The 17,346-nt window shown below is 71.9% G+C and carries 18 protein-coding genes; 12 read left to right on the forward strand and 6 right to left on the reverse strand.

Translation table 11 applies throughout. The annotated features are described in order from the left end of the window. The first annotated feature begins 5 nt into the window (after positions 1 to 5). The 6 genes from NON00_RS06280 to NON00_RS06305 all read left to right on the forward strand — a co-directional run bounded on the left by NON00_RS06280 (position 6) and on the right by NON00_RS06305 (position 5,912). Positions 6 to 374, forward strand: coding sequence for a (2Fe-2S)-binding protein (locus tag NON00_RS06280; protein ID WP_370688680.1), 369 nt, complete (start codon positions 6 to 8; stop codon positions 372 to 374). After that, complete coding sequence (locus tag NON00_RS06285; RefSeq protein WP_256018636.1) at positions 365 to 1,735, forward strand: NAD(P)/FAD-dependent oxidoreductase; 1,371 nt, start codon at positions 365 to 367, stop codon at positions 1,733 to 1,735. The genes NON00_RS06280 and NON00_RS06285 overlap by 10 nt, the downstream gene beginning before the upstream one ends. Further along, positions 1,732 to 2,904, forward strand: a complete 1,173-nt coding sequence (locus tag NON00_RS06290; RefSeq protein ID WP_256018638.1) for an FAD-binding oxidoreductase — start codon at positions 1,732 to 1,734, stop codon at positions 2,902 to 2,904. Before NON00_RS06285 ends, NON00_RS06290 begins: the two co-directional genes overlap by 4 nt. 99 nt (positions 2,905 to 3,003) lie before the next feature. Further along, positions 3,004 to 4,032 carry a tripartite tricarboxylate transporter substrate binding protein gene (locus tag NON00_RS06295; RefSeq protein WP_256018641.1) on the forward strand — a complete coding sequence of 343 codons (1,029 nt, stop codon included), beginning with the start codon at positions 3,004 to 3,006 and terminating at the stop codon, positions 4,030 to 4,032. 112 nt (positions 4,033 to 4,144) lie between these two features. Next, positions 4,145 to 5,500: an MFS transporter gene (locus tag NON00_RS06300; RefSeq protein ID WP_256018643.1), complete on the forward strand. Its 1,356-nt coding sequence runs from the start codon at positions 4,145 to 4,147 to the stop codon at positions 5,498 to 5,500. Between the two features lie 247 nt (positions 5,501 to 5,747). Beyond that, positions 5,748 to 5,912 carry a hypothetical protein gene (locus NON00_RS06305; RefSeq protein ID WP_256018646.1) on the forward strand — a complete coding sequence of 55 codons (165 nt, stop codon included), beginning with the start codon at positions 5,748 to 5,750 and terminating at the stop codon, positions 5,910 to 5,912. 42 nt (positions 5,913 to 5,954) lie between these two features. Here the strand turns inward: NON00_RS06305 and NON00_RS06310 are convergent, their stop codons facing one another. After that, positions 5,955 to 7,685, reverse strand: coding sequence for a long-chain fatty acid--CoA ligase (locus NON00_RS06310; protein ID WP_256018648.1), 1,731 nt, complete (start codon positions 7,683 to 7,685; stop codon positions 5,955 to 5,957). A 182-nt stretch (positions 7,686 to 7,867) separates the two neighbouring features. On the opposite strand from NON00_RS06310, the gene NON00_RS06315 reads away from it, so the two are divergent. Beyond that, positions 7,868 to 9,703: a M3 family oligoendopeptidase gene (locus tag NON00_RS06315; RefSeq protein ID WP_256018650.1), complete on the forward strand. Its 1,836-nt coding sequence runs from the start codon at positions 7,868 to 7,870 to the stop codon at positions 9,701 to 9,703. Beyond that, a complete protein-coding gene (locus NON00_RS06320) occupies positions 9,696 to 11,066 on the forward strand; it encodes an AarF/ABC1/UbiB kinase family protein (protein ID WP_256018651.1) in 1,371 nt (456 codons plus the stop codon). The genes NON00_RS06315 and NON00_RS06320 overlap by 8 nt, the downstream gene beginning before the upstream one ends. Positions 11,067 to 11,215: 149 nt before the next feature. Here the strand turns inward: NON00_RS06320 and radC are convergent, their stop codons facing one another. The 4 genes from radC to NON00_RS06340 all read right to left on the reverse strand — a co-directional run bounded on the left by radC (position 11,216) and on the right by NON00_RS06340 (position 14,264). Further along, positions 11,216 to 11,977: a RadC family protein gene (gene radC, locus NON00_RS06325; RefSeq protein ID WP_256018652.1), complete on the reverse strand. Its 762-nt coding sequence runs from the start codon at positions 11,975 to 11,977 to the stop codon at positions 11,216 to 11,218. 62 nt (positions 11,978 to 12,039) lie between these two features. After that, the gene (locus NON00_RS06330) at positions 12,040 to 12,441 is read right to left on the reverse strand and encodes a DUF2306 domain-containing protein (protein WP_256018654.1); all 402 of its coding nucleotides are present in this window, start codon (positions 12,439 to 12,441) and stop codon (positions 12,040 to 12,042) included. Next, positions 12,438 to 13,244, reverse strand: a complete 807-nt coding sequence (gene map, locus NON00_RS06335; RefSeq protein WP_256018656.1) for a type I methionyl aminopeptidase — start codon at positions 13,242 to 13,244, stop codon at positions 12,438 to 12,440. Before map ends, NON00_RS06330 begins: the two co-directional genes overlap by 4 nt. 111 nt (positions 13,245 to 13,355) lie before the next feature. Then, positions 13,356 to 14,264 carry a methyltransferase domain-containing protein gene (locus NON00_RS06340; protein ID WP_256018659.1) on the reverse strand — a complete coding sequence of 303 codons (909 nt, stop codon included), beginning with the start codon at positions 14,262 to 14,264 and terminating at the stop codon, positions 13,356 to 13,358. Between the two features lie 171 nt (positions 14,265 to 14,435). On the opposite strand from NON00_RS06340, the gene NON00_RS06345 reads away from it, so the two are divergent. From NON00_RS06345 to NON00_RS06355, 3 genes are all read left to right on the forward strand, one after another. Then, a complete protein-coding gene (locus NON00_RS06345) occupies positions 14,436 to 15,305 on the forward strand; it encodes a ComF family protein (RefSeq protein WP_256018660.1) in 870 nt (289 codons plus the stop codon). Between the two features lie 61 nt (positions 15,306 to 15,366). Next, on the forward strand, positions 15,367 to 15,627 hold the full coding sequence (gene grxC / locus NON00_RS06350) for a glutaredoxin 3 (RefSeq protein ID WP_256018664.1): 261 nt from the start codon (positions 15,367 to 15,369) through the stop codon (positions 15,625 to 15,627). A gap of 57 nt (positions 15,628 to 15,684) precedes the next feature. Beyond that, entirely contained in the window at positions 15,685 to 16,143 is a 459-nt protein-coding gene (locus NON00_RS06355; RefSeq protein ID WP_256018667.1) for a DUF1178 family protein, read from the forward strand. 121 nt (positions 16,144 to 16,264) lie between these two features. Here the strand turns inward: NON00_RS06355 and NON00_RS06360 are convergent, their stop codons facing one another. After that, on the reverse strand, positions 16,265 to 16,708 hold the full coding sequence (locus tag NON00_RS06360; protein ID WP_256018669.1) for a MarR family winged helix-turn-helix transcriptional regulator: 444 nt from the start codon (positions 16,706 to 16,708) through the stop codon (positions 16,265 to 16,267). 119 nt (positions 16,709 to 16,827) lie between these two features. On the opposite strand from NON00_RS06360, the gene NON00_RS06365 reads away from it, so the two are divergent. After that, complete coding sequence (locus tag NON00_RS06365) at positions 16,828 to 17,250, forward strand: organic hydroperoxide resistance protein (protein WP_305123237.1); 423 nt, start codon at positions 16,828 to 16,830, stop codon at positions 17,248 to 17,250. The last annotated feature ends 96 nt before the right edge of the window (positions 17,251 to 17,346 follow it).

Raw genomic sequence — 17,346 nt, forward strand, 5'->3', positions numbered from 1 at the left:
CCATTTTGCCGATTGGACAAGCCCGCGCGGCGGCGCCCATCCTGCCGGCCAGGGACAAGGGCGGCGGAAAAGGCGGGGTGATGGCGGGGTTGATGCACCGGGTGGCCGAGCGCGGGCGCGCGCGGCTGCGCCTGACCGTCGATGGCGTGGAGATCGAGGCGCTGGAGGGCGACACGCTGCTCACCGCCCTCCTCACCGCCACCGCGCGGCTGCGGGAGAGCGAGTTCGGCGATGGCGCGCGGGCGGGTTTCTGCCTGATGGGCGCCTGCCAGGATTGCTGGGTCTGGACGGAGGCGGGGGAGCGGCTGCGCGCCTGCTCCACCCCCGCCGTGGCGGGGCTGCGGCTGGTGACGGGGGCGGCGCCATGGCCGTGATCGTGGTGGGCGCCGGCCCCGCCGGCACGCGCGCCGCGGCGCGGCTGGTGGAGGCCGGGCTGCGCCCCATCCTGCTCGACGAGGGCAGCCGCCAGGGCGGCCAGATCTATCGCCGCCAGCCGGAGAATTTCACCCGCCCGCCCGCCGCCCTCTATGGCAGCGAGGCCGGCAAGGCCACCGCCCTGCACCGCGATTTCGCAGCCCTGCGGCCGCATATCGACTACCGGCCCGAGACGCTGGCCTGGGGCGCGCGGCCGGGGGAATTGCTGACCCTGCATGGCGAGACCGCCACGGCGCTGCGCTATGACGCGCTGATCCTGGCCACCGGCGCGACGGACCGCGTGATGCCGGTGCCGGGCTGGACGCTGCCCGGCGCCTATACGCTCGGCGCGGCGCAGATCGCGCTGAAGGCGCAGGCCTGTGCCATCGGCCGGCGGCCGGTCTTCTTCGGCACCGGGCCGCTGCTCTACCTCGTCGCCTGGCAATACCGGAAGGCGGGGGTGGAGGTGGCGGCGGTGCTGGACACCAGCCCCTTCGCCGCGCGGCTGCGCGCCCTGCCGCTGCTGGCGGCGCGGCCGGGGGTGCTGCTGGCCGGGCTGCGCTACACGGCGGCGCTGCTGCGCGCCGGGGTGCGGGTGGAGAGCGGCATCACTCCGCTGGCGGTGGAGGGGGAGGGGGGGCGCGTCGCCGCCTTCCGCTGGCGCGACCGCAGAGGGCGCGAGCAGGCGCTGGCCACCGATGCCGTCGGCATGGGCTATGGCCTGCGCTCCGAGACGCAGCTGGCCGACCTGCTGAAATGCCGCTTCGCCTTCGACCCCGTGGCGCGGCAATGGCTGCCGGAACTGGATGCCGAGGGGCGGAGCAGCGTGCCGGGCGTCTACCTCGCCGGCGATGGCGCGCTGGTGCGCGGGGCGGATGCGGCGGAACTGGCCGGGCGGCTGGCCGCCTGCGCCCTGCTGCGCGATGCCGGCCACCCGGTGGACCCGCTGGAGACGGCGCATCTGCGCGCCGGGCTGCGCGGCATGGCGCGTTTCCGGCGCGGGCTGGAGACGGCCTTTCCCTGGCCCGGCGCCCAGGCGGCGGCGCTGCCGGACGCGACCATCATTTGCCGCTGCGAGGCGGTGACGGCGGGCGATATCCGCCACGCCGCCGCAGCCCTGGACGCGCCGGAGGTCAACCGCGCCAAGCAGCTGATGCGCCCCGGCATGGGGCGCTGCCAGGGCCGGGTCTGCGGCCTCGCCGCCGCCGAGGTGCTGGCCGCCGCGCGCGGCGTGCCGGTGCGCGCGGCCGGGCGGCTGCGCGGCGCGGCGCCGGTCAAGCCGCTGCCCGTCGCCACCCGCATGCCGGAGGAAACGCCATGACGCCGGAGGCCAACCGCGCCGATGTCCTGATCATCGGCGGCGGGCTGATGGGCGCGGCCACCGCCTTCTTCCTGCGCCGCCACGGCCTCTCCGCCATCCTGATCGAGCGCGACCTGGTGGGGCAGGCGGCGACCAATGCCAGCTTCGGCAATATCCGCCGCCAGGGGCGCTTCCTGCCGCAGCTGCCGCTCGCCAACCGCTCCCGCGCGCTGTGGGGGCAGTTGGGCGCCCTGCTCGGCGAGGATGCCGAATTCCTCGCCAGCGGCCATATCCGCGTCGCCTTCGAGGAGGCGGAGGCGGCGAAGCTGGAGGCCTATGCCGCCCAGGCCCGGCCCTATGGGCTGGAGCTGGAGATGATCCGCGGCCCCGCCATGCGGGAGCGCTTTCCCTTCCTCTCCCCCGCCGCGCTCATGGTCAGCCATTCGCCACAGGACGGGCACGCCAATCCCCGCCTCGCCGCCCCGGCCTTCGCCCGCGCGGCGCGGCGGGCGGGGGCGCGGGTGGTGGAGCGCGCCCCCGTCCTCGGCATCACGCGCGATGGCGTGGATTTCGTGGTGGAGACGCGCGGCGCCGGCAGCTTCCGCGCGCCGGTGGTGCAGGTCTCGGCCGGCGCCTGGGGCCGCGCTTTCGCCCGCGAGCTGGGGGAGGATGTGCCGCTCACCGCCCGCTCGCCCCAGATGGGGGTGACGGAGCCGATGCCCTACCGCATCCCCCCGGTGATGGGGCTGGCCAGCAGCCGGCCGGGGGAGGGCGTCTATCTGCGGCAGGTGAAGCGCGGCAACATCGTCTTCGGCGGCGGGCGCCGCTGCCCGGCGGATCTCGAGGGCCAGCGCGCCCTGCTCGACCCCGCCAATACCCTGCGCCAGCTGCCCTTCCTGGCGCAGCTGCTGCCGCCCATGGCGCGGCTGCGCGTCATCCGCACCTGGTCCGGGGTGGAGGGCTATATCGGCGACGACCTCCCCGTCATGGGGGCGAGCGCCCGGCTGCCCGGCCTGTTCTACGCCTTCGGCTTCTGCGGCCATGGCTTCCAGCTGGGGCCGGGCGTCGGCGCCAGCATGGCCGACCTCATCGCCACCGGCGATGCCGGGGTGCCGCTCGAACCCTTCTCCATCGCCCGCTTCGCCGGGGGCTTCCCGGCCGCGATGGCGGAAGGGGCGCATCTGGAATAGCGCCGCCGCCGCCGCGCGGCAGGACACGCAAAAACGAAAAAAGAACGGGGGCGGGCCGCAGCACGGCGCCTGGCAGGTTTCACCGAGGAGAATTCCCGCATGTCGCGCTTCCCGCTCACCCGCCGCGCCGCCCTGGCCTTGCCGGCCATGGCCCTGCCCGGGCTGCCCGCCGCCCCCGCCCTGCTGCCCGCCCCGGCCTGGGGCCAGGGCGCGTGGCCCCAGGGGCCGGTGCGCATCATCGTCCCCTTTGGCGCCGGGGGCGGCACGGATGTCACCATCCGCCTGATGGCGCCGCGGCTCTCCGCCATCCTCGGCCAGCCGGTGGTGGTGGAGAACCGCCCGGGCGCCGGCAGCACCCTCGGCACCGACTACGTCGCCAAGGCCCCGGCCGATGGCTCCGTCTTCGTCCACGCCACCCTCTCCTCCACCGGCATCGCCCGCGCCCTCTACCGCAACCTGCCCTATGACCCGCTGCGCGACCTCGCGGCCATCGCCCCCACCGTCTTCGTGCCGCTGGTGCTGGCGGTGGCCAGCAAGGGGTGGCCGCCGGGCCTGGAGATCCACGATGCCCGCGCCCTGGTCGCTGCGCTGAAGGCGCATCCGGGGCGCTTCCAGTATGGCCATAACGGCATCGGCGCCTCGGGCCATCTCGCCTGCGCCAATTTCCTCACCAGCATCGGCGCCGAGGCCGTCAACGTGCCCTACCGCGGCGGGGCGGAGACCATCACCGCCCTGGTGAAGGGCGAGATCCAGTTCATGCACGACATCACCGGCCTGCTGGAACCGCACCGCGCGGCGGGGGAGGTGCGGTGCCTTTTCGTCACCTCGCCGGAGCGCTCGGCCGTCATGCCCATGGTGCCGACGGCGCGCGAGGCCGGGGTGCCGGATTACCCGGCCTATTCCTGGTTCGGCCTCTTCGGCCCGGCCGGCACGCCGCCCGCCATCCAGGCGCGCATGGCCGGCGCCATCGCCCGGGTGCTGGAGGAACCGGCCATCGCCACCCGCCTCGCCCAGATGGGCACGCCGGCCATGACCGGCTACACGCCGGAGCGCTTCACCGCCTTCGTCGCGCGGGAGACGGAACTCTGGGGCCCGCTGGTCCGTGCCTCCGGCGCCGAGCAGAACTGAGAGACCGCGCTTTTCGGAAAGGGTTTCCAAAGGCCTCAGGCCTTTGGTGGGGCGCGTTTGAGAGGGGCGAAGCCCCTCTCAAGAACAGGCGCCCGGCCGCGCCGAAAAGGGCTTGAGCATCTTGCCCCGCCGCTCTCTCCTGGCGGCGGGCGCCACGGCGCTCCCTGCCACCCTCGCGCCGGAGGCCCGTTTGCGCGCCACGCCCCTGACCAGCACCCTCGCCACCGTTCTCGCCCTGCTCCTCGGCTACGCGCTGCTGCAGATGGGCAACACCCTGCAAGGCTCGCTCCTGACCATGCGGGGCGGCATCGAGGGCTTTTCCGCCACCCAGATCGGCCTCGTCGGCAGCGGCTTCTATCTTGGCCTGATGATCGGCTCCCTGCGCGGGGACAGGCTGGTCCAGGGCGTCGGCCATACCCGTGCCTTCGCCGCCCTGGCCGCCATCGCCTCCACCGTGCCGCTGCTGCACCTGATGCTGATGCACCCCTGGCTCTGGCCTCTCGGCCGGGCCATGACGGGCTTCTGCTTCGCCGGCCTCTTCATCGTGGTGGAAAGCTGGCTGAACGGCGCCGCCTCCTCCGCCGTGCGCGGCCAGCTTCTCAGCATCTATGGCATGACGGGGATGATCGCCGGCGTCGGCGGGCAGATGCTGCTCACCGCCGCCAGCCCGCGCGGCTTCGTGCTCTTCTGCCTCGTCTCCATGATCATCTCCTTCGCGCTGGTGCCGGTGGTGCTCTCCCGCGCCCAGGCCCCCGCCACACCGCCCGGCGAGGCCCGGCGGCTCGACCTGCGCTGGCTCTACACCCTCTCGCCCTTCGGCGTCGTCGCCGCCTTCCTGGTGGGGATGAGCACGGCCTCCTACTATTCGCTCGGCCCGCTCTTCGCCCAGCGCATGGGGCTGGAGGCGGGGGAGGTGGCGGTCTTCATGGCCTGCGGCTCGCTGGGCGGCTTCCTCGCCACCTGGCCGATGGGCTGGCTCTCCGACCGCATCGACCGCCGCGGCCTCATCGTGACGCTGACCACCTGCGCCGCCGCCGCCCTGCTCGCCATGGTGCTGCTGGTGCCCGAGCATCCGCCCCGCCCGCTGCTCTATGCCATGGTGGGCACCTTCGGGGCGCTGGTCATCCCCGGCTACAGCCTCGTCCTCGCCCATGTGAACGACCATGTGCCGCCCGGGGGCTTCGCCGCCGCCTCGGGCGGGCTGCTCGTCCTCTGGGGGGCGGGGGCGGCGCTCGGGCCGCTGCTGGGGGGCGCCTTCATGTCGGCCCTCGGCAATGCCGGGCTGGGCTGGCTCGTCCTCCTGGCGCAATCGGGCATCGCCGGATGGGGGCTCTGGCGCATGTTCCGCCGCGCCGCGCCGCGGGAGAAGGAGGACTTCCTGGTCATGCCGGTGCAGCCGGTTTCCACCACCCTCGTTGCCGTCGCCAAGGAGGCCGCCATCGACCGGCGGGAGGCCGCCCGCTCCTGACCCGCACCGGAGAGGGCGCCGCCCTCTCCGGACCTCTCCCGCCAGAAAGCTGAGCTTTCTGGACTTCCCTGCCGATTTTCCTTGCAATCCGGGGGTGGGGCGACCATTTGAGGGGTGGCCGCCGTGCAACCTCGCGGCCCCTGGCGTGTTCCTGGCCCTGATGACACCGGCCATGACCACTGCAAACCTTGAAAATCAACGACGTGACCGGGTGGCGCCGTTTTCGCGCCGCGTCCCGGAGGATGATATGTACCTGACCAAGAGCCTGAATACCCTCGCCCCCGCGCCCTCTCTGGCGCGGCCCGAGGCCCTGTCCCGTGAAGTCCCCACCCTGCGCCTGCCCCTGGCCTCCGCCACGGCGGGCATGTCCCAGGCGGAAATCCGCCGCCTGGTGGTGGAAACCATCGGCTGAACTGGGCCACCCCGCGCCCCAGGAGGGGCGCGGCCTGAGGCTCTATTCGTAGAGCTTCGCGATCACCGCCGCATGGTCCGCGAGGACCACGCGGCGTTTCACTTTCATGGTGGGCGTCATCTGCCCGTTCTCCACCGTGAAGGGCGGCACCAGCGTGAAATGCCGGATGCGCTCCACCCCGGAGAGCCGGCCATTCACCCGCCGCAGCGCCACCTCCACCGCCGCCTCCCCTCCATCTTTTCCCGGGGCCTCGGCCGGGACGAGCAGGGCGCTCAGCGCCGGGCGGCCCTCGCCGGCCACCACCGCCTGGGCGATCTCCGGCTCCGCCATCAGCAGGCTCTCGATGCGCGCCGGGCTGACCATCTCGCCGCCCAGCGTCTTGATGAAGTCGCGCTTGCGGTCGGTGATGCGCAGCCGGCCGCCCACCAGCTCCCCCACATCGCCGGTGTGCAGCCAGGGCTCGCCGCCGCCCTCCCCGTCACCTTCCCCGGGGCGCAGCGCCTGGGCGGTGGCCTCGGGCGCGTTCCAGTAGCCATCCATCACCAGCGGGCCGCGCACCAGCACCTCGCCATCGCCGGCGATGCGCAGGGTGACGCCGGGGAGCGGCCGGCCAACGCCGCGCCGGTCATTGTCCCACGGCGTGTTGACGCTGATGACCGGGCCGGCCTCCGTCTGGCCATAGCCCTGCAGCACCGGCAGGCCGAGCGCCATGAAGAAGCCGGAGAGATCCGGGTCCAGCCGCGCCCCGCCCGAGACCATGGCCACCAGCCGCCCGCCGAAGCGCGCCCGCACCTGGCGCCGCACCAGCCGCTCCAGCAGCGCGTCCTGCGCCCGCTCGGGCCAGGACAGCGCCTCCCCCTCCAGCCGCTTCAGCCCGGTGCGCAGCGTGGCGGCGAAGAGGGCGCGCCTCAGCGGCGACTGCTTCTCCAGCCCCGCCAGCAGCCGGGCGCGCAGCACCTCGAACAGCCGCGGCACGGCGGTGATCACATGCGGGCGGATCTCTGTCAGTTCCGCCGAGAGCTTCTCCGCCCCCCGGCTGAACACGACCTCCAGCCCGAAGGAGCACAGCAGGTAGCTCACCGTATGCTCATAGGCGTGGGAGAGCGGCAGGAAGGAGAGGTAGCAGGCCTCGCGCGGCAGCTTCAGCCGGCGGATGAAATCGGTGATGCCGCGCCGGTTGGCCAGCATGGCGCGGTGCGGCAGCATCACCCCCTTGGGCGGGCCGCCCGTGCCGGAGGTGTAGATCAGGCAGGCCAGCCGTCCGGCCGGGATCTGCTCCACCTCGGCATAGAGCATGGCGAGGTCGCCGCGCGCCTCGGCCAGCAGGGACCAGGGTGTGGTGCCCGGGCTGTCCTCCATGCAGACCAGCAGGTCCAGCCCGCCCATGCCGGCGGCCTCCGCCACCGTCTGCGCCAGCCGCGCGGTGGAGACGATGGCCGCCCGCGCCCCCGAATCGCGCAGCAGATGCGCGTGGTCGGCCAGCGTGTTGGTGGTGTAGCCGGGCACGGTGACGGCGCCGATGGCCATCACCGCCATGTCCGCCACCAGGAATTCCGGCCGGTTCTCCGCCACCAGCAGCACGCGGTCGCCGGGGCAGACGCCCCGGGCGCGCAGCCCCGCGGCGATCGCCGCCACCTGGAGCGAGAATTCGGCCCAGCTCAGGCTGCGCCAGGCGCCGCCGCGCCAGTAGCGCAGCATCGGCCGGTCCGGCCAGGAGCGGGCAAGGCCCAGGATGAGGGCGGGCAGGCTGGTCCAGTTTTCCTCGGCGGGCATCGGGTTACGGTGTCCTCTCGGGGGGGGCTGGCAGGCATGGGACGGGCCGGGCGGGGCCGGCGGCGGATCGTTCAGGCGATGGTTCCAGGCCTAATGCGCGCGGAACGGGCATGCGGGCGCTTGGCCTGCCCGCGCAGGGGCTTATATCGGGTGGACGAGAACCACAACCGCAAGGCTCGCCCGTGCAGAAGTCCCACCTTCCCGCTGCCCTCCGCGACACCGCCGGCCGTCCCCAGGGGGCGGGGCAGGGCGGGGCGCTCCCCGTCTGGGACCTCTCCGACCTCTATGCCGGGGCGGAGGATCCGCGGCTCGCCGCCGACCTCGCGCGGGCGGAGGCCGAGGCCCGCGCCTTCCACGCCGCCCATGCCGGAAAATTGCCCGGCCTCTCGGGCGATGCCCTGGCCGCCGCCATCGCCGAATATGAGCGCATCGAGGAGGTGCTGGGCCGGGTGATGTCCTTCGCCTCGCTGGTCTTCGCCGGCGATGCCCAGGATGCCGCCAATGGCCGCTTCTACCAGACGATGCAGGAGCGGGTGACGGCCATCTCCAGCCATACCCTCTTCTTCAGCCTGGAGCTGAACAAGCTGGAGGATGCGGCGCTCGAGAAGAAATACGCCGGCTCCGCCGCGCTCGCCCGCTACCGGCCCTTCCTGCGCGACCTGCGCGTCTTCCGCCCGCACCAGCTCTCCGACGAGGTCGAGCGCCTGCTGCACGAGAAGGAGGTGACCGGCCGCTCCGCCTGGAACCGCCTCTTCGACGAGACCATCGCCGGTATGGAGGTGAAGGTGGGGGAGGCGGTGCTGAACGTCTCCGGCGCCCTCAACAAGCTCTCCGACCGCGACCGCGCCACGCGCGCCGCCGCGGCGCAGGGCGTCTCCGCCGCCTTTGGCGAGAAGGCGCGGCTCTTCACCCTGATCACCAATACCCTGGCCAAGGACAAGGAGATCATCGACGGCTGGCGCAGCTACCCGCGCCCCGGCAGCAGCCGCAACCGCGCCAACATGGTGGAGGACGCGGTGGTGGATGCCCTCGTCAACGCCGTGGTCGCGAATTTCCCGCGCCTCTCCCACCGCTACTACGCCATGAAGGCGAAGTGGCTGGGCCTGCCCAGGCTGCAGCACTGGGATCGCAACGCCCCCCTGCCGGACGAGGATGACAGCAACATCCCCTGGGACGCGGCGCGCGAGCGCGTGCTGGCCGCCTACAGCGCCTTCAGCCCGGAGCTGGGGCGGATCGGCCGGGACTTCTTCGACAAGCCGTGGATCGACGCGGCGCTGCGCCCGGGCAAGTCGAGCGGTGCCTTCGCCCACCCCACCGTGCCCTCCGCCCACCCCTATCTGCTGCTGAACTACCACGGCAAGGCGCGCGACGTGATGACCCTGGCGCATGAGCTGGGCCATGGCGTGCACCAGGTGCTGGCGGCGAAGCAGGGCTACCTGATGTCCGGCACGCCGCTGACGCTCGCCGAGACCGCCAGCGTCTTCGGCGAGATGCTGACCTTCCGCGCCGTGCTCGATGCCGAGACCGACCCGAAGCGCCGCCGCGCCCTGCTCGCCGGCAAGGTCGAGGACATGCTGAACACGGTGGTCCGCCAGATCGCCTTCTACCGCTTCGAGACCCTGCTGCACGAGGCCCGCCGCAAGGGCGAGCTCTCGCGCGAGGAAATCGGCGCGCTGTGGATGCAGGTGCAGGTGGAGAGCCTCGGCCCGGCCTTCGAGTTCACGCCGGATTATGAGATCTACTGGTCCTACATCCCGCACTTCATCCACACGCCTTTCTATGTCTATGCCTATGCCTTCGGCGACTGCCTGGTGAACGCGCTCTACGGCGTGTTCCAGGAGGGCGGCGTTTCCGGCTTCCAGGACAAGTATCTGGAGCTGCTGAAGGCCGGCGGCACGCTGCGGCACAAGGAATTGCTGGCGCCCTTCGGCCTCGATGCCTCGGACCCCGCCTTCTGGAACAAGGGGCTGAACGTCATCGCCGGCTTCATCGACGAGCTGGAGCAGGCCGATGGCTGACCCCCGCGACGGCAGCACCCTGTTTGGCGAGATCCGCCGCATGGCGCGCACCTCCGGCGCGGTGGGCGGCATCGCCGCCCGCGTGGCGGGGGAGCGCTTCCTCGGCATCAAGACCGACCGCGCCGGCCATGCCGGGGATCTCAAGATGGTGCTGGGCGGGCTGAAGGGCCCGCTGATGAAGGTGGCGCAGTTCCTCACCACCATCCCCAACGCCCTGCCGCCCGAATATGCGAAGGAGCTGGCGGCGCTCCAGGCCAATGCCCCGCCGATGGGCTGGGCCTTCGTCCGCCGCCGCATGGCGAGCGAGCTGGGGGCGGACTGGCAGAGCCGCTTCGCCAGCTTCGGGCAGGAGGCTTCCGCCGCCGCCAGCCTGGGGCAGGTGCACCGCGCCACCCTGCCGGATGGCCGCCTCGTCGCCTGCAAGCTGCAATACCCGGATATGCCGAGCGTGGTGGAGGCCGATCTCCGCCAGCTCAAGCTCGCCATGAATGTCTTCGCCCGCATGGACGATGCCATCCAGCATGACGAGGTCTATCTGGAACTCTGCGACCGGCTGCGGGAGGAGCTCGATTATGCCCGCGAGGCGGCGCAGATGCGGCTCTACAACCGCATGCTGGCCGATGAGCCGGCGATCCGCACGCCGCGGCCGATCGAGGGCTATTGCACCCACCGCCTGCTGACCATGACCTGGCTGGAGGGCCGCCCGATCCTCGACCGCCTGGCCGAGGACCCCTCGCAGGAGGAGCGCAATGCCTATGCCCTGGCGCTGTTCCGCGCCTGGTATGTGCCCTTCTACCACTATGGCGTGATCCACGGGGACCCGCATCTGGGCAACTACCAGATCCGCCAGCCCACGGCGGACAGCCCGGCCGGCATCAACCTGCTGGACTACGGCGCCATCCGCGTCTTCCCCGCCAGCTTCCTGCGCGGCGTGGTGATGCTCTACGAGGCGCTGCGCGACCAGGATGATGAGAAGGCGGCCGAGGCCTACCGCGTCTGGGGCTTCACCGATCTCTCGAAGGAGAAGATGGCGGTGCTCGGCCTCTGGGCGAAGTTCCTGCACGAGCCGCTGCTGGATGACCGCGTGCGCCCCATCCAGGAGAATGACGACCCGGATTTCGGCCGCAAGGTGGCCGCCGAGGTGCATGCCGGGCTGAAGCGCACCGGCGGCGTGCGCCCGCCGCGCGAATTCGTCCTGGTGGATCGCGGCGCGGTGGGGCTGGGGAGCGCCTTCCTCCGCCTCAATGCCCGGCTGAACTGGCACCGCCTGTTCAACGAGCTGATCGAGGGCTTCAACGAGCAGGTCCTGGCCGAGCGGCAGGCGGGGGCGCTGCGCGACGCCGGGGTGCCGCCGACGGTTTGAGGGTTTAAGATAGTGAGGTTTTAGATTCTTCTTTTTCTGAAGAAAAAGAAGCAAAAAGACTCTTTCAGTTTGGCGTCCCGCCTCAGGCCATCAGCGGGACGCCAACTGAAAAAGTTTTTTGGTTCTTTTTTTCAAAAAAGAACGAAGACTCACAACAACCCTTGCTGCCGGAACGACACATGCCGCCCGTTGCCGATCACCAGATGGTCGTGCAGCACGATGCCGAGGGTGCGGGCGGCGGCCTTGATCTCGGCGGTCATGTCGATATCGGCGCGGCTCGGGGTGGGGTCGCCGCTCGGGTGGTTGTGCACCAGGATGAGGGCGGTGGCCTGAAGCTCCAGGGCGCGCCGCATCACCTCACGCGGGTAGACGGGGGTATGGTTGACCGTGCCGCGCGCCTGGGCCTCGTCGGCGATCAGGCGGTTGCGGCTGTCGAGGAAGAGGATGCGGAACTGTTCCACCCGCTCCCGCGCCAGGGCGGCGTTGAGGTAGCCCAGCAGCTTTTCCCAATGGTCGAGCAGGGGTTTCTCCAGCACCTCGCCGCGCATCAGGCGCAGGGCGGCGGCCTGGGCGGTCTTGAGGGCGGCGATGCCGGCCTCGCCCAGCCCCGCCACCTGCCGCAACTCGGCCACCGGCGCGGCCAGGGCATTGGCGAAGCTGCCGAAGCGGGCCAGCAGGGCGCGGGCGACCGGCTTGGTGTCCCGCCGCGGCAGGGCGAGGAAGAGCAGCATCTCCACCAGCTCATGATCGCCCAGCGCCTCCGGCCCGGCCTGGAGGAGGCGGGTGCGCATGCGGGCGCGGTGGCCCTCGGCGCTCATCGCCAGGGGGCGCTGGGGCGCGGGTGGCTCTGGTAGGTCGATCAGCGCGGGGAGGGCCAGGCCCGCCTCCGCCATGCCGTGCGTCTTGCGCATGGGGTGTCCCTCTTCAGCCTGAGGTTGAAGGGGGCGGGGGCGGCTTGTCCAGCGGAGAGAGTTTAACCGGCGCCGAAGACCACCTGATGCATCACGCGCCCCGGCAGCAGGGTGAAGCCGCCGGTGACCACCAGGGCCATGGCGAAGAGCGTGATCATGTGGATGCGGTGGCGGCGGATATCGCCGCGCCGGGCAGCCAGCACCCCCAGCGGCGCGCTGATCAGCACGACGACGGAGAGGATATGGATCCAGGAGTAATGCCCCGCCCCGCCCACCCCGGTGATGCCGAAGGAGGTGAGGGCGGTGGCGAGCATCAGCCCGACCCAGGCATAGCCCAGGCCGCGATGGGCGCCCCCGCCCTTGCGCCGCGCGAACTGCGCGAGGCCGAGCAGGAAGGCGGCCATGGCCGCCGCCGCATGCGCCTGCACCAGCACAGGGGCGGCGAGCAGCGGCGCGAGGCTCATGCCGGGAAGGGCGGCTTGTGCAGGCCGGCGGGGGAGTAGGTGAAGACCTCACACCCCGTCTCGGTGACGCCCACCATGTGCTCGAACTGGGCGGAGAGGCTGCGGTCCCGCGTCACGGCGGTCCACCCATCCTCCAGCACCTTCACGTCCGGCTTGCCGATATTCACCATGGGCTCGATGGTGAAGAACATGCCGGGCTTCAGCACCGGACCTTCGCCGGGGCGGCCGAAATGCAGCACGTTGGGCGCGGCGTGGAAGGTGCGGCCGATGCCGTGGCCACAGAAATCGCGCACCACGCTGAAGCGCTGCTTCTCGACATAGCTCTGGATGGCGTGGCCGATATCGCCGAGCCGCGCGCCCGGCTTCACCACGGCGATGCCGCGCAGCAGGCTCTCATGGGTGACGTCGAGCAGCAGCTTCGCCTTCGTGCTGGCCTGCCCGGCGATGTACATGCGGCTGGTGTCGCCATACCAGCCATCCAGGATCACCGTCACGTCGATGTTCAGGACGTCGCCATCCTGCAGCGCCTTCGGCCCCGGGATGCCGTGGCAGACGACATGGTTGATCGAGATGCAGGTGGATTTCGGATAGCCGCGATAGCCGAGGCAGGCCGAGATGGCGCCATTGTCGCGGATGAACTGGTCGCAGATGTCATCCAGCCGCTCGGTGGTGACACCCGGCTTCACATAGGGGGTGATCATGTCCAGCGTCGCGGCGGCCAGTTGGCCGGCGCGGCGCATCCCCTCGAAATCTTCCGGCGCGTGGATCTGAATCCGACGGGCCTCGGCACCCGATTGTTCCATGGCGACGCAAGATGCGCGGTCGGCGTTACGGTTGCAAGAACGTGGCGCCGCAGGGCAGGGGGGCGCTGCGCACAAGACGGCAAAAAACCGCATCCCCGGCGGGTGGGGCGATCAGTGCAGGGGCTTCTCGCCGCTGCGGTGCTCCACCGTGCCGAGCGCCTCGGCCAGCCGCACCTGCCCGCTGCCGCGCGGGGCGGGCTTCGGCTGGTCCGGGGCGGGGGCCCAGCCGGTCAGCGTCAGCACTTCCAGCGTGGCGGGCAGGGTGCCATCGGCCTCCCGTGGCAGGGCGGAGAGGGCGAGCGGGAAGAGGGCGCGCGGCGGGGTGCGCGGGTCGCGCGCCAGCACGGCATTGCTCTCCCCGGCCGCCTGGAGGTCGCGCAGCAGGCCGAGCGGGCTGCGGTAGCGCAGGGTGATGCGCTCGCGGTCCGCCACCGGCATGGCGAAGCCGGCGCGCTGGAGCAGGGCGGCGCCGTCGCGCAGCTCGGGGAAGGGGGAGATGCGCGGGCTGAGCCCGTCGCGCAGCCCCGATTCGGCCTGGGCGAGCGCCTCGCGCAGCGGCTGCAGCGTGCCGAGCGCCGGCAGGGCGGCGAGGAACAGCCCATCCGGCGCCAGGGCGCGGCGGATCTGCAGCAGGGCGCCGGGCAGGTCGTTCACCCAGTGCAGGGAGAGGCTGGCCACCACCAGGTCGAAGCTGCCGGGGGCGAAGGGCAGCCATTCCTCATCCGCCGCCAGGGGCAGGCCGCCGGCGGCGGTGGCCATGCGCGGCGAGAGGTCCATGGACACCACGAACTCCACCCCGCGCGCGCGGAGCGCCGGGGCCACGGCGCCGCGCCCGCCAAGGTCGAGGGCGCGGGTGAAGCGGCGGGTGGTGTCGTCCAGCCGGTCGAGCAGACGCGCGGCGGCGTCGTCCAGGATGGGGGCGACGCGGCCGATGCCGGGCGCCGCGCGCTCCCGCCGCCGCTGGACCAGGGACCGGTCGAAGACCTGCATGGCATCCGTCATGCCGGGGAGGTGCGCCATCGCGGCGGGTGGCGCAAGGGGGGAGCGGGGGCGGGGTGTGGTGGCGGGGTGTGGCAGTGGGGTATGGCAGTGGGTGACAGACATCACGAAGCTGTGATAATTGGCCTGAAATCACGAAATCGTGATAATTTCCGGTGAACCTCTTGCCCCCCACCCTTGAGGACCCCAGGCATGGCAGGCACGGCGCAACCCTGGTTCGAGGCATGGGGCAAGACCTTCCGTTCCGGCTTGCGGCGCCTCGGCCATGCCGCGCTTGATCTCCTCCTGCCGCCCTGCTGCATGGCCTGCGCCGCGCCGGTGACGCGCCAGGGCACCCTCTGCGCCGCCTGCTTCCGCCAGACGCCGCGCATCGTCGCCCCGCTCTGCCATTGCTGTGGCGTGCCCTTCATCCATGCCGGGCAGGGCGTCACGCCCCATGCCCCCGCCGGCACGCCGCCGGGCGAGGTCGGGGGCATGCCCTATGCCACCCCCCGCGGCGCCCTGCTCTGCCAGCGCTGCCTGCGCGCCCCCCCGCTCTATGACCGCGCCCGCGCCGCCTACTGGTACGGCGAGGGCAGCAAGCGCCTGATCCTGCCGCTGAAATATGGCGACCGCACCGAACTCGCCGGCCCCCTGGCGCGGCAGATGGCCCAGGCCGGGGCGGATCTCCTGGCCCAGGCGGAGCTGCTGCTGCCCGTGCCGCTGCACCGGCTGCGCCTGCTGGCGCGGCGCTACAACCAGGCGGCGCTGCTGGCGCGGCATCTCTCCCGCCTCTCCGCCGTGCCCTGGGCGCCGCATCTGCTGCGCCGCCCGCGCCGCACCGCCCCCCTCGGCGAGCAGGGGGCGGCCGCCCGCGCCGCCACGGTGGCGGGCGCCTTCGCCCTGGCCCCTGGCGGCGCCGCCCGCATCGCCGGGCGCCGCCTGCTGCTGGTCGATGACGTGCTGACCACCGGCGCCACCGTCTCCGCCTGCGCCGAACTGTTGCTGCGCGCCGGCGCGGCGGCGGTGGATGTGCTCGCCGCCGCCCGCGTGCCCGACCCCGCCCTGCTGGCCGAGGCATGACCGCGCGCCCCGCCCGCGCAGCGCTCTTGACCGCCGCGCGGCGGGCGACGATGTGTCAAGCATGGCCAAAATCGAGATCTACACCACCGCCTTCTGCCCCTATTGCTCCCGCGCCAAGCTGCTGCTGGGCCGCAAGGGCGTCGGCTTCACCGAATACGACGCCCCGAACGGCTCGGCCGAGCGGGAGGACGCCATCCGCCGCTCCGGCGGGCGCACCACCGTGCCGCAGATCTTCATCGATGATCAGGCGATTGGCGGCTGCGACGATCTCTTCGCGCTGGACCGCGCGGGGAAGCTGGATGCGCTGCTGCAGGCGGGCTAAGGGGCTCCTCCCGCCCGGCGCGGGAGGCAGGGTGCGTCAGGACGAACCGGGCAAGGCATGATCCACTACCAGCTCCGTTGCGACCAGGATCACGGCTTTGATGGCTGGTACAAGGACAGCGCCGCCTTCGAGAAGCTGGCGGCGGCGGGGATCATCGATTGCCCCGTCTGCGGCAGCCACAAGGTGCAGCGCGCGCTGATGGCGCCGGCCATCGCCAAGGCGCGCGAGGCTGAGCCGCCGCCCGCCCCGGAAAAAGCCCCCGCCGCCGCGCCGCAGGCCGCCGCCGGGCCGATGCCTGCCCAGGTCATGGCCCTCCTCCAGCGCATGCGCGCCGAGGTGGAGAAGAACTGCGACTATGTCGGCGCGGATTTCGCCGAGGAAGCGCGGCGCATGCATCGCGGCGAAAGCGAGCGGCGCGGCATCTATGGCGAAACCAGCGATGCCGAGGCGGAGGCCCTCAATGAAGAGGGAATCGAGATCGCCCGGCTGCCCTGGGTGCCCAGGGCGGACGGGTAAGGGGCTGCCGGCACGCGCCCGGCCTTGAAGGGGCTTTGCCCCCTCAAACGCCCCCTTTTTTTCCTTGGGCAGGGGACGGGGTCCCCTGCACCCGCCTCCGTCAACGCCCCTGGCCCGGCCTTCAGCCCGCGCCGCGCAGGCGGGCCGCGAGGCGCTTCAGCTGCTCGCGCAGGCTGTCCAGCTCGGGTTGCGGGGCATCCAGGGTGCAGGCCATCGCCTGGCGCAGGCCCCGCACCTGCTCCTGCATCGCCAGGCCGCGTTCCGTCAGGCGGATGCGCACCAGGCGCGCATCCTGCGCGTCGCGCTGGCGCGTCAGCAGCCCCGCCGCCTCCATCCGCTTCAGCAGCGGGGTGAGGGTGCCGCTGTCCAGGAACAGGCCCTCGCCCAGTTCCCGCACCGAGCGGTCATCCCTTTCCCACAGCTGCAGCAGCACCAGATATTGCGGGTAGGTCAGCCCCAGCGCCTCCAGGTGCGGGCGGTAGGCATGGCCGAAAGCATGCGCCGCGGCATAGACGGCGAAACAGAGCTGGTCATCCAGCCGGGGAGGGGGAATGGGGTCGGTCATGCCGGTGGCTCCTGTGCTGTCCCGAATATATTGCGCACAATCCGCTTGACAATGAATCGTGCGCAATTAGATTGTGCGCAACCGAACGCCGCCCGACGCGGCCGGTGGAGATGAAAGCCATGAAGATCCTGTATCGCACCCGTGTGACCTCGACTGGTGGCCGTGATGGCGCCGCGCGCAGCGAGGATGGCCTGCTGGATGTGCGTCTGGCACCGCCGAAGGAGCTGGGTGGCGCGGGTGGCGCGACCAATCCGGAGCAGCTTTTCGCCGCCGGCTATTCGGCCTGCTATATCGGCGCGATGAAGTTCGTGGCCGGCCAGCGCAAGATCGCCGTGCCGGCCGATATCTCGGTGACGGCCGAGGTGGCGATTGGCGCCCGCGATGATGGCGAGGGCTTCGGCCTGGAGGTGGTGCTGAACGTCGCGCTGCCCGGCATGGATCAGGCCGCGGCCGACGACCTGGCCGAGCGCGCCCACCGCGTCTGCCCCTACAGCCATGCGACGCGCGGCAATATCAGCGTGGTGACCAAGGTCACTGTCTGAAGCCGGGGTCTGGCTCAAGGCGGGGTCTGGGGGGACCCTGTCCCCCCAGCGGGGGGGGGGGGCGGGCCCCGGGCGTTTTTTTTTTTTTGCTTGTTG

The organism is Roseomonas sp. GC11, from assembly GCF_024437745.1.
Taxonomy (GTDB): domain Bacteria; phylum Pseudomonadota; class Alphaproteobacteria; order Acetobacterales; family Acetobacteraceae; genus Pseudoroseomonas.

Bases quoted from the DNA above. Each gene is read 5' to 3' on its own strand.
- NON00_RS06285 (WP_256018636.1), top strand. From the start codon at position 365: ATGGCCGTGATCGTGGTGGGCGCCGGCCCCGCCGGCACGCGCGCCGCG.
- NON00_RS06290 (WP_256018638.1), top strand. From the start codon at position 1,732: ATGACGCCGGAGGCCAACCGCGCCGATGTCCTGATCATCGGCGGCGGG.
- NON00_RS06295 (WP_256018641.1), top strand. From the start codon at position 3,004: ATGTCGCGCTTCCCGCTCACCCGCCGCGCCGCCCTGGCCTTGCCGGCC.
- NON00_RS06305 (WP_256018646.1), top strand. From the start codon at position 5,748: ATGTACCTGACCAAGAGCCTGAATACCCTCGCCCCCGCGCCCTCTCTG.
- NON00_RS06310 (WP_256018648.1), bottom strand. From the start codon at position 7,685: ATGCCCGCCGAGGAAAACTGGACCAGCCTGCCCGCCCTCATCCTGGGC.
- NON00_RS06320 (WP_256018651.1), top strand. From the start codon at position 9,696: ATGGCTGACCCCCGCGACGGCAGCACCCTGTTTGGCGAGATCCGCCGC.
- radC (WP_256018652.1), bottom strand. From the start codon at position 11,977: ATGCGCAAGACGCACGGCATGGCGGAGGCGGGCCTGGCCCTCCCCGCG.
- NON00_RS06330 (WP_256018654.1), bottom strand. From the start codon at position 12,441: ATGAGCCTCGCGCCGCTGCTCGCCGCCCCTGTGCTGGTGCAGGCGCAT.
- map (WP_256018656.1), bottom strand. From the start codon at position 13,244: ATGGAACAATCGGGTGCCGAGGCCCGTCGGATTCAGATCCACGCGCCG.
- NON00_RS06340 (WP_256018659.1), bottom strand. From the start codon at position 14,264: ATGGCGCACCTCCCCGGCATGACGGATGCCATGCAGGTCTTCGACCGG.
- NON00_RS06345 (WP_256018660.1), top strand. From the start codon at position 14,436: ATGGCAGGCACGGCGCAACCCTGGTTCGAGGCATGGGGCAAGACCTTC.
- grxC (WP_256018664.1), top strand. From the start codon at position 15,367: ATGGCCAAAATCGAGATCTACACCACCGCCTTCTGCCCCTATTGCTCC.
- NON00_RS06355 (WP_256018667.1), top strand. From the start codon at position 15,685: ATGATCCACTACCAGCTCCGTTGCGACCAGGATCACGGCTTTGATGGC.
- NON00_RS06360 (WP_256018669.1), bottom strand. From the start codon at position 16,708: ATGACCGACCCCATTCCCCCTCCCCGGCTGGATGACCAGCTCTGTTTC.
- NON00_RS06365 (WP_305123237.1), top strand. From the start codon at position 16,828: ATGAAGATCCTGTATCGCACCCGTGTGACCTCGACTGGTGGCCGTGAT.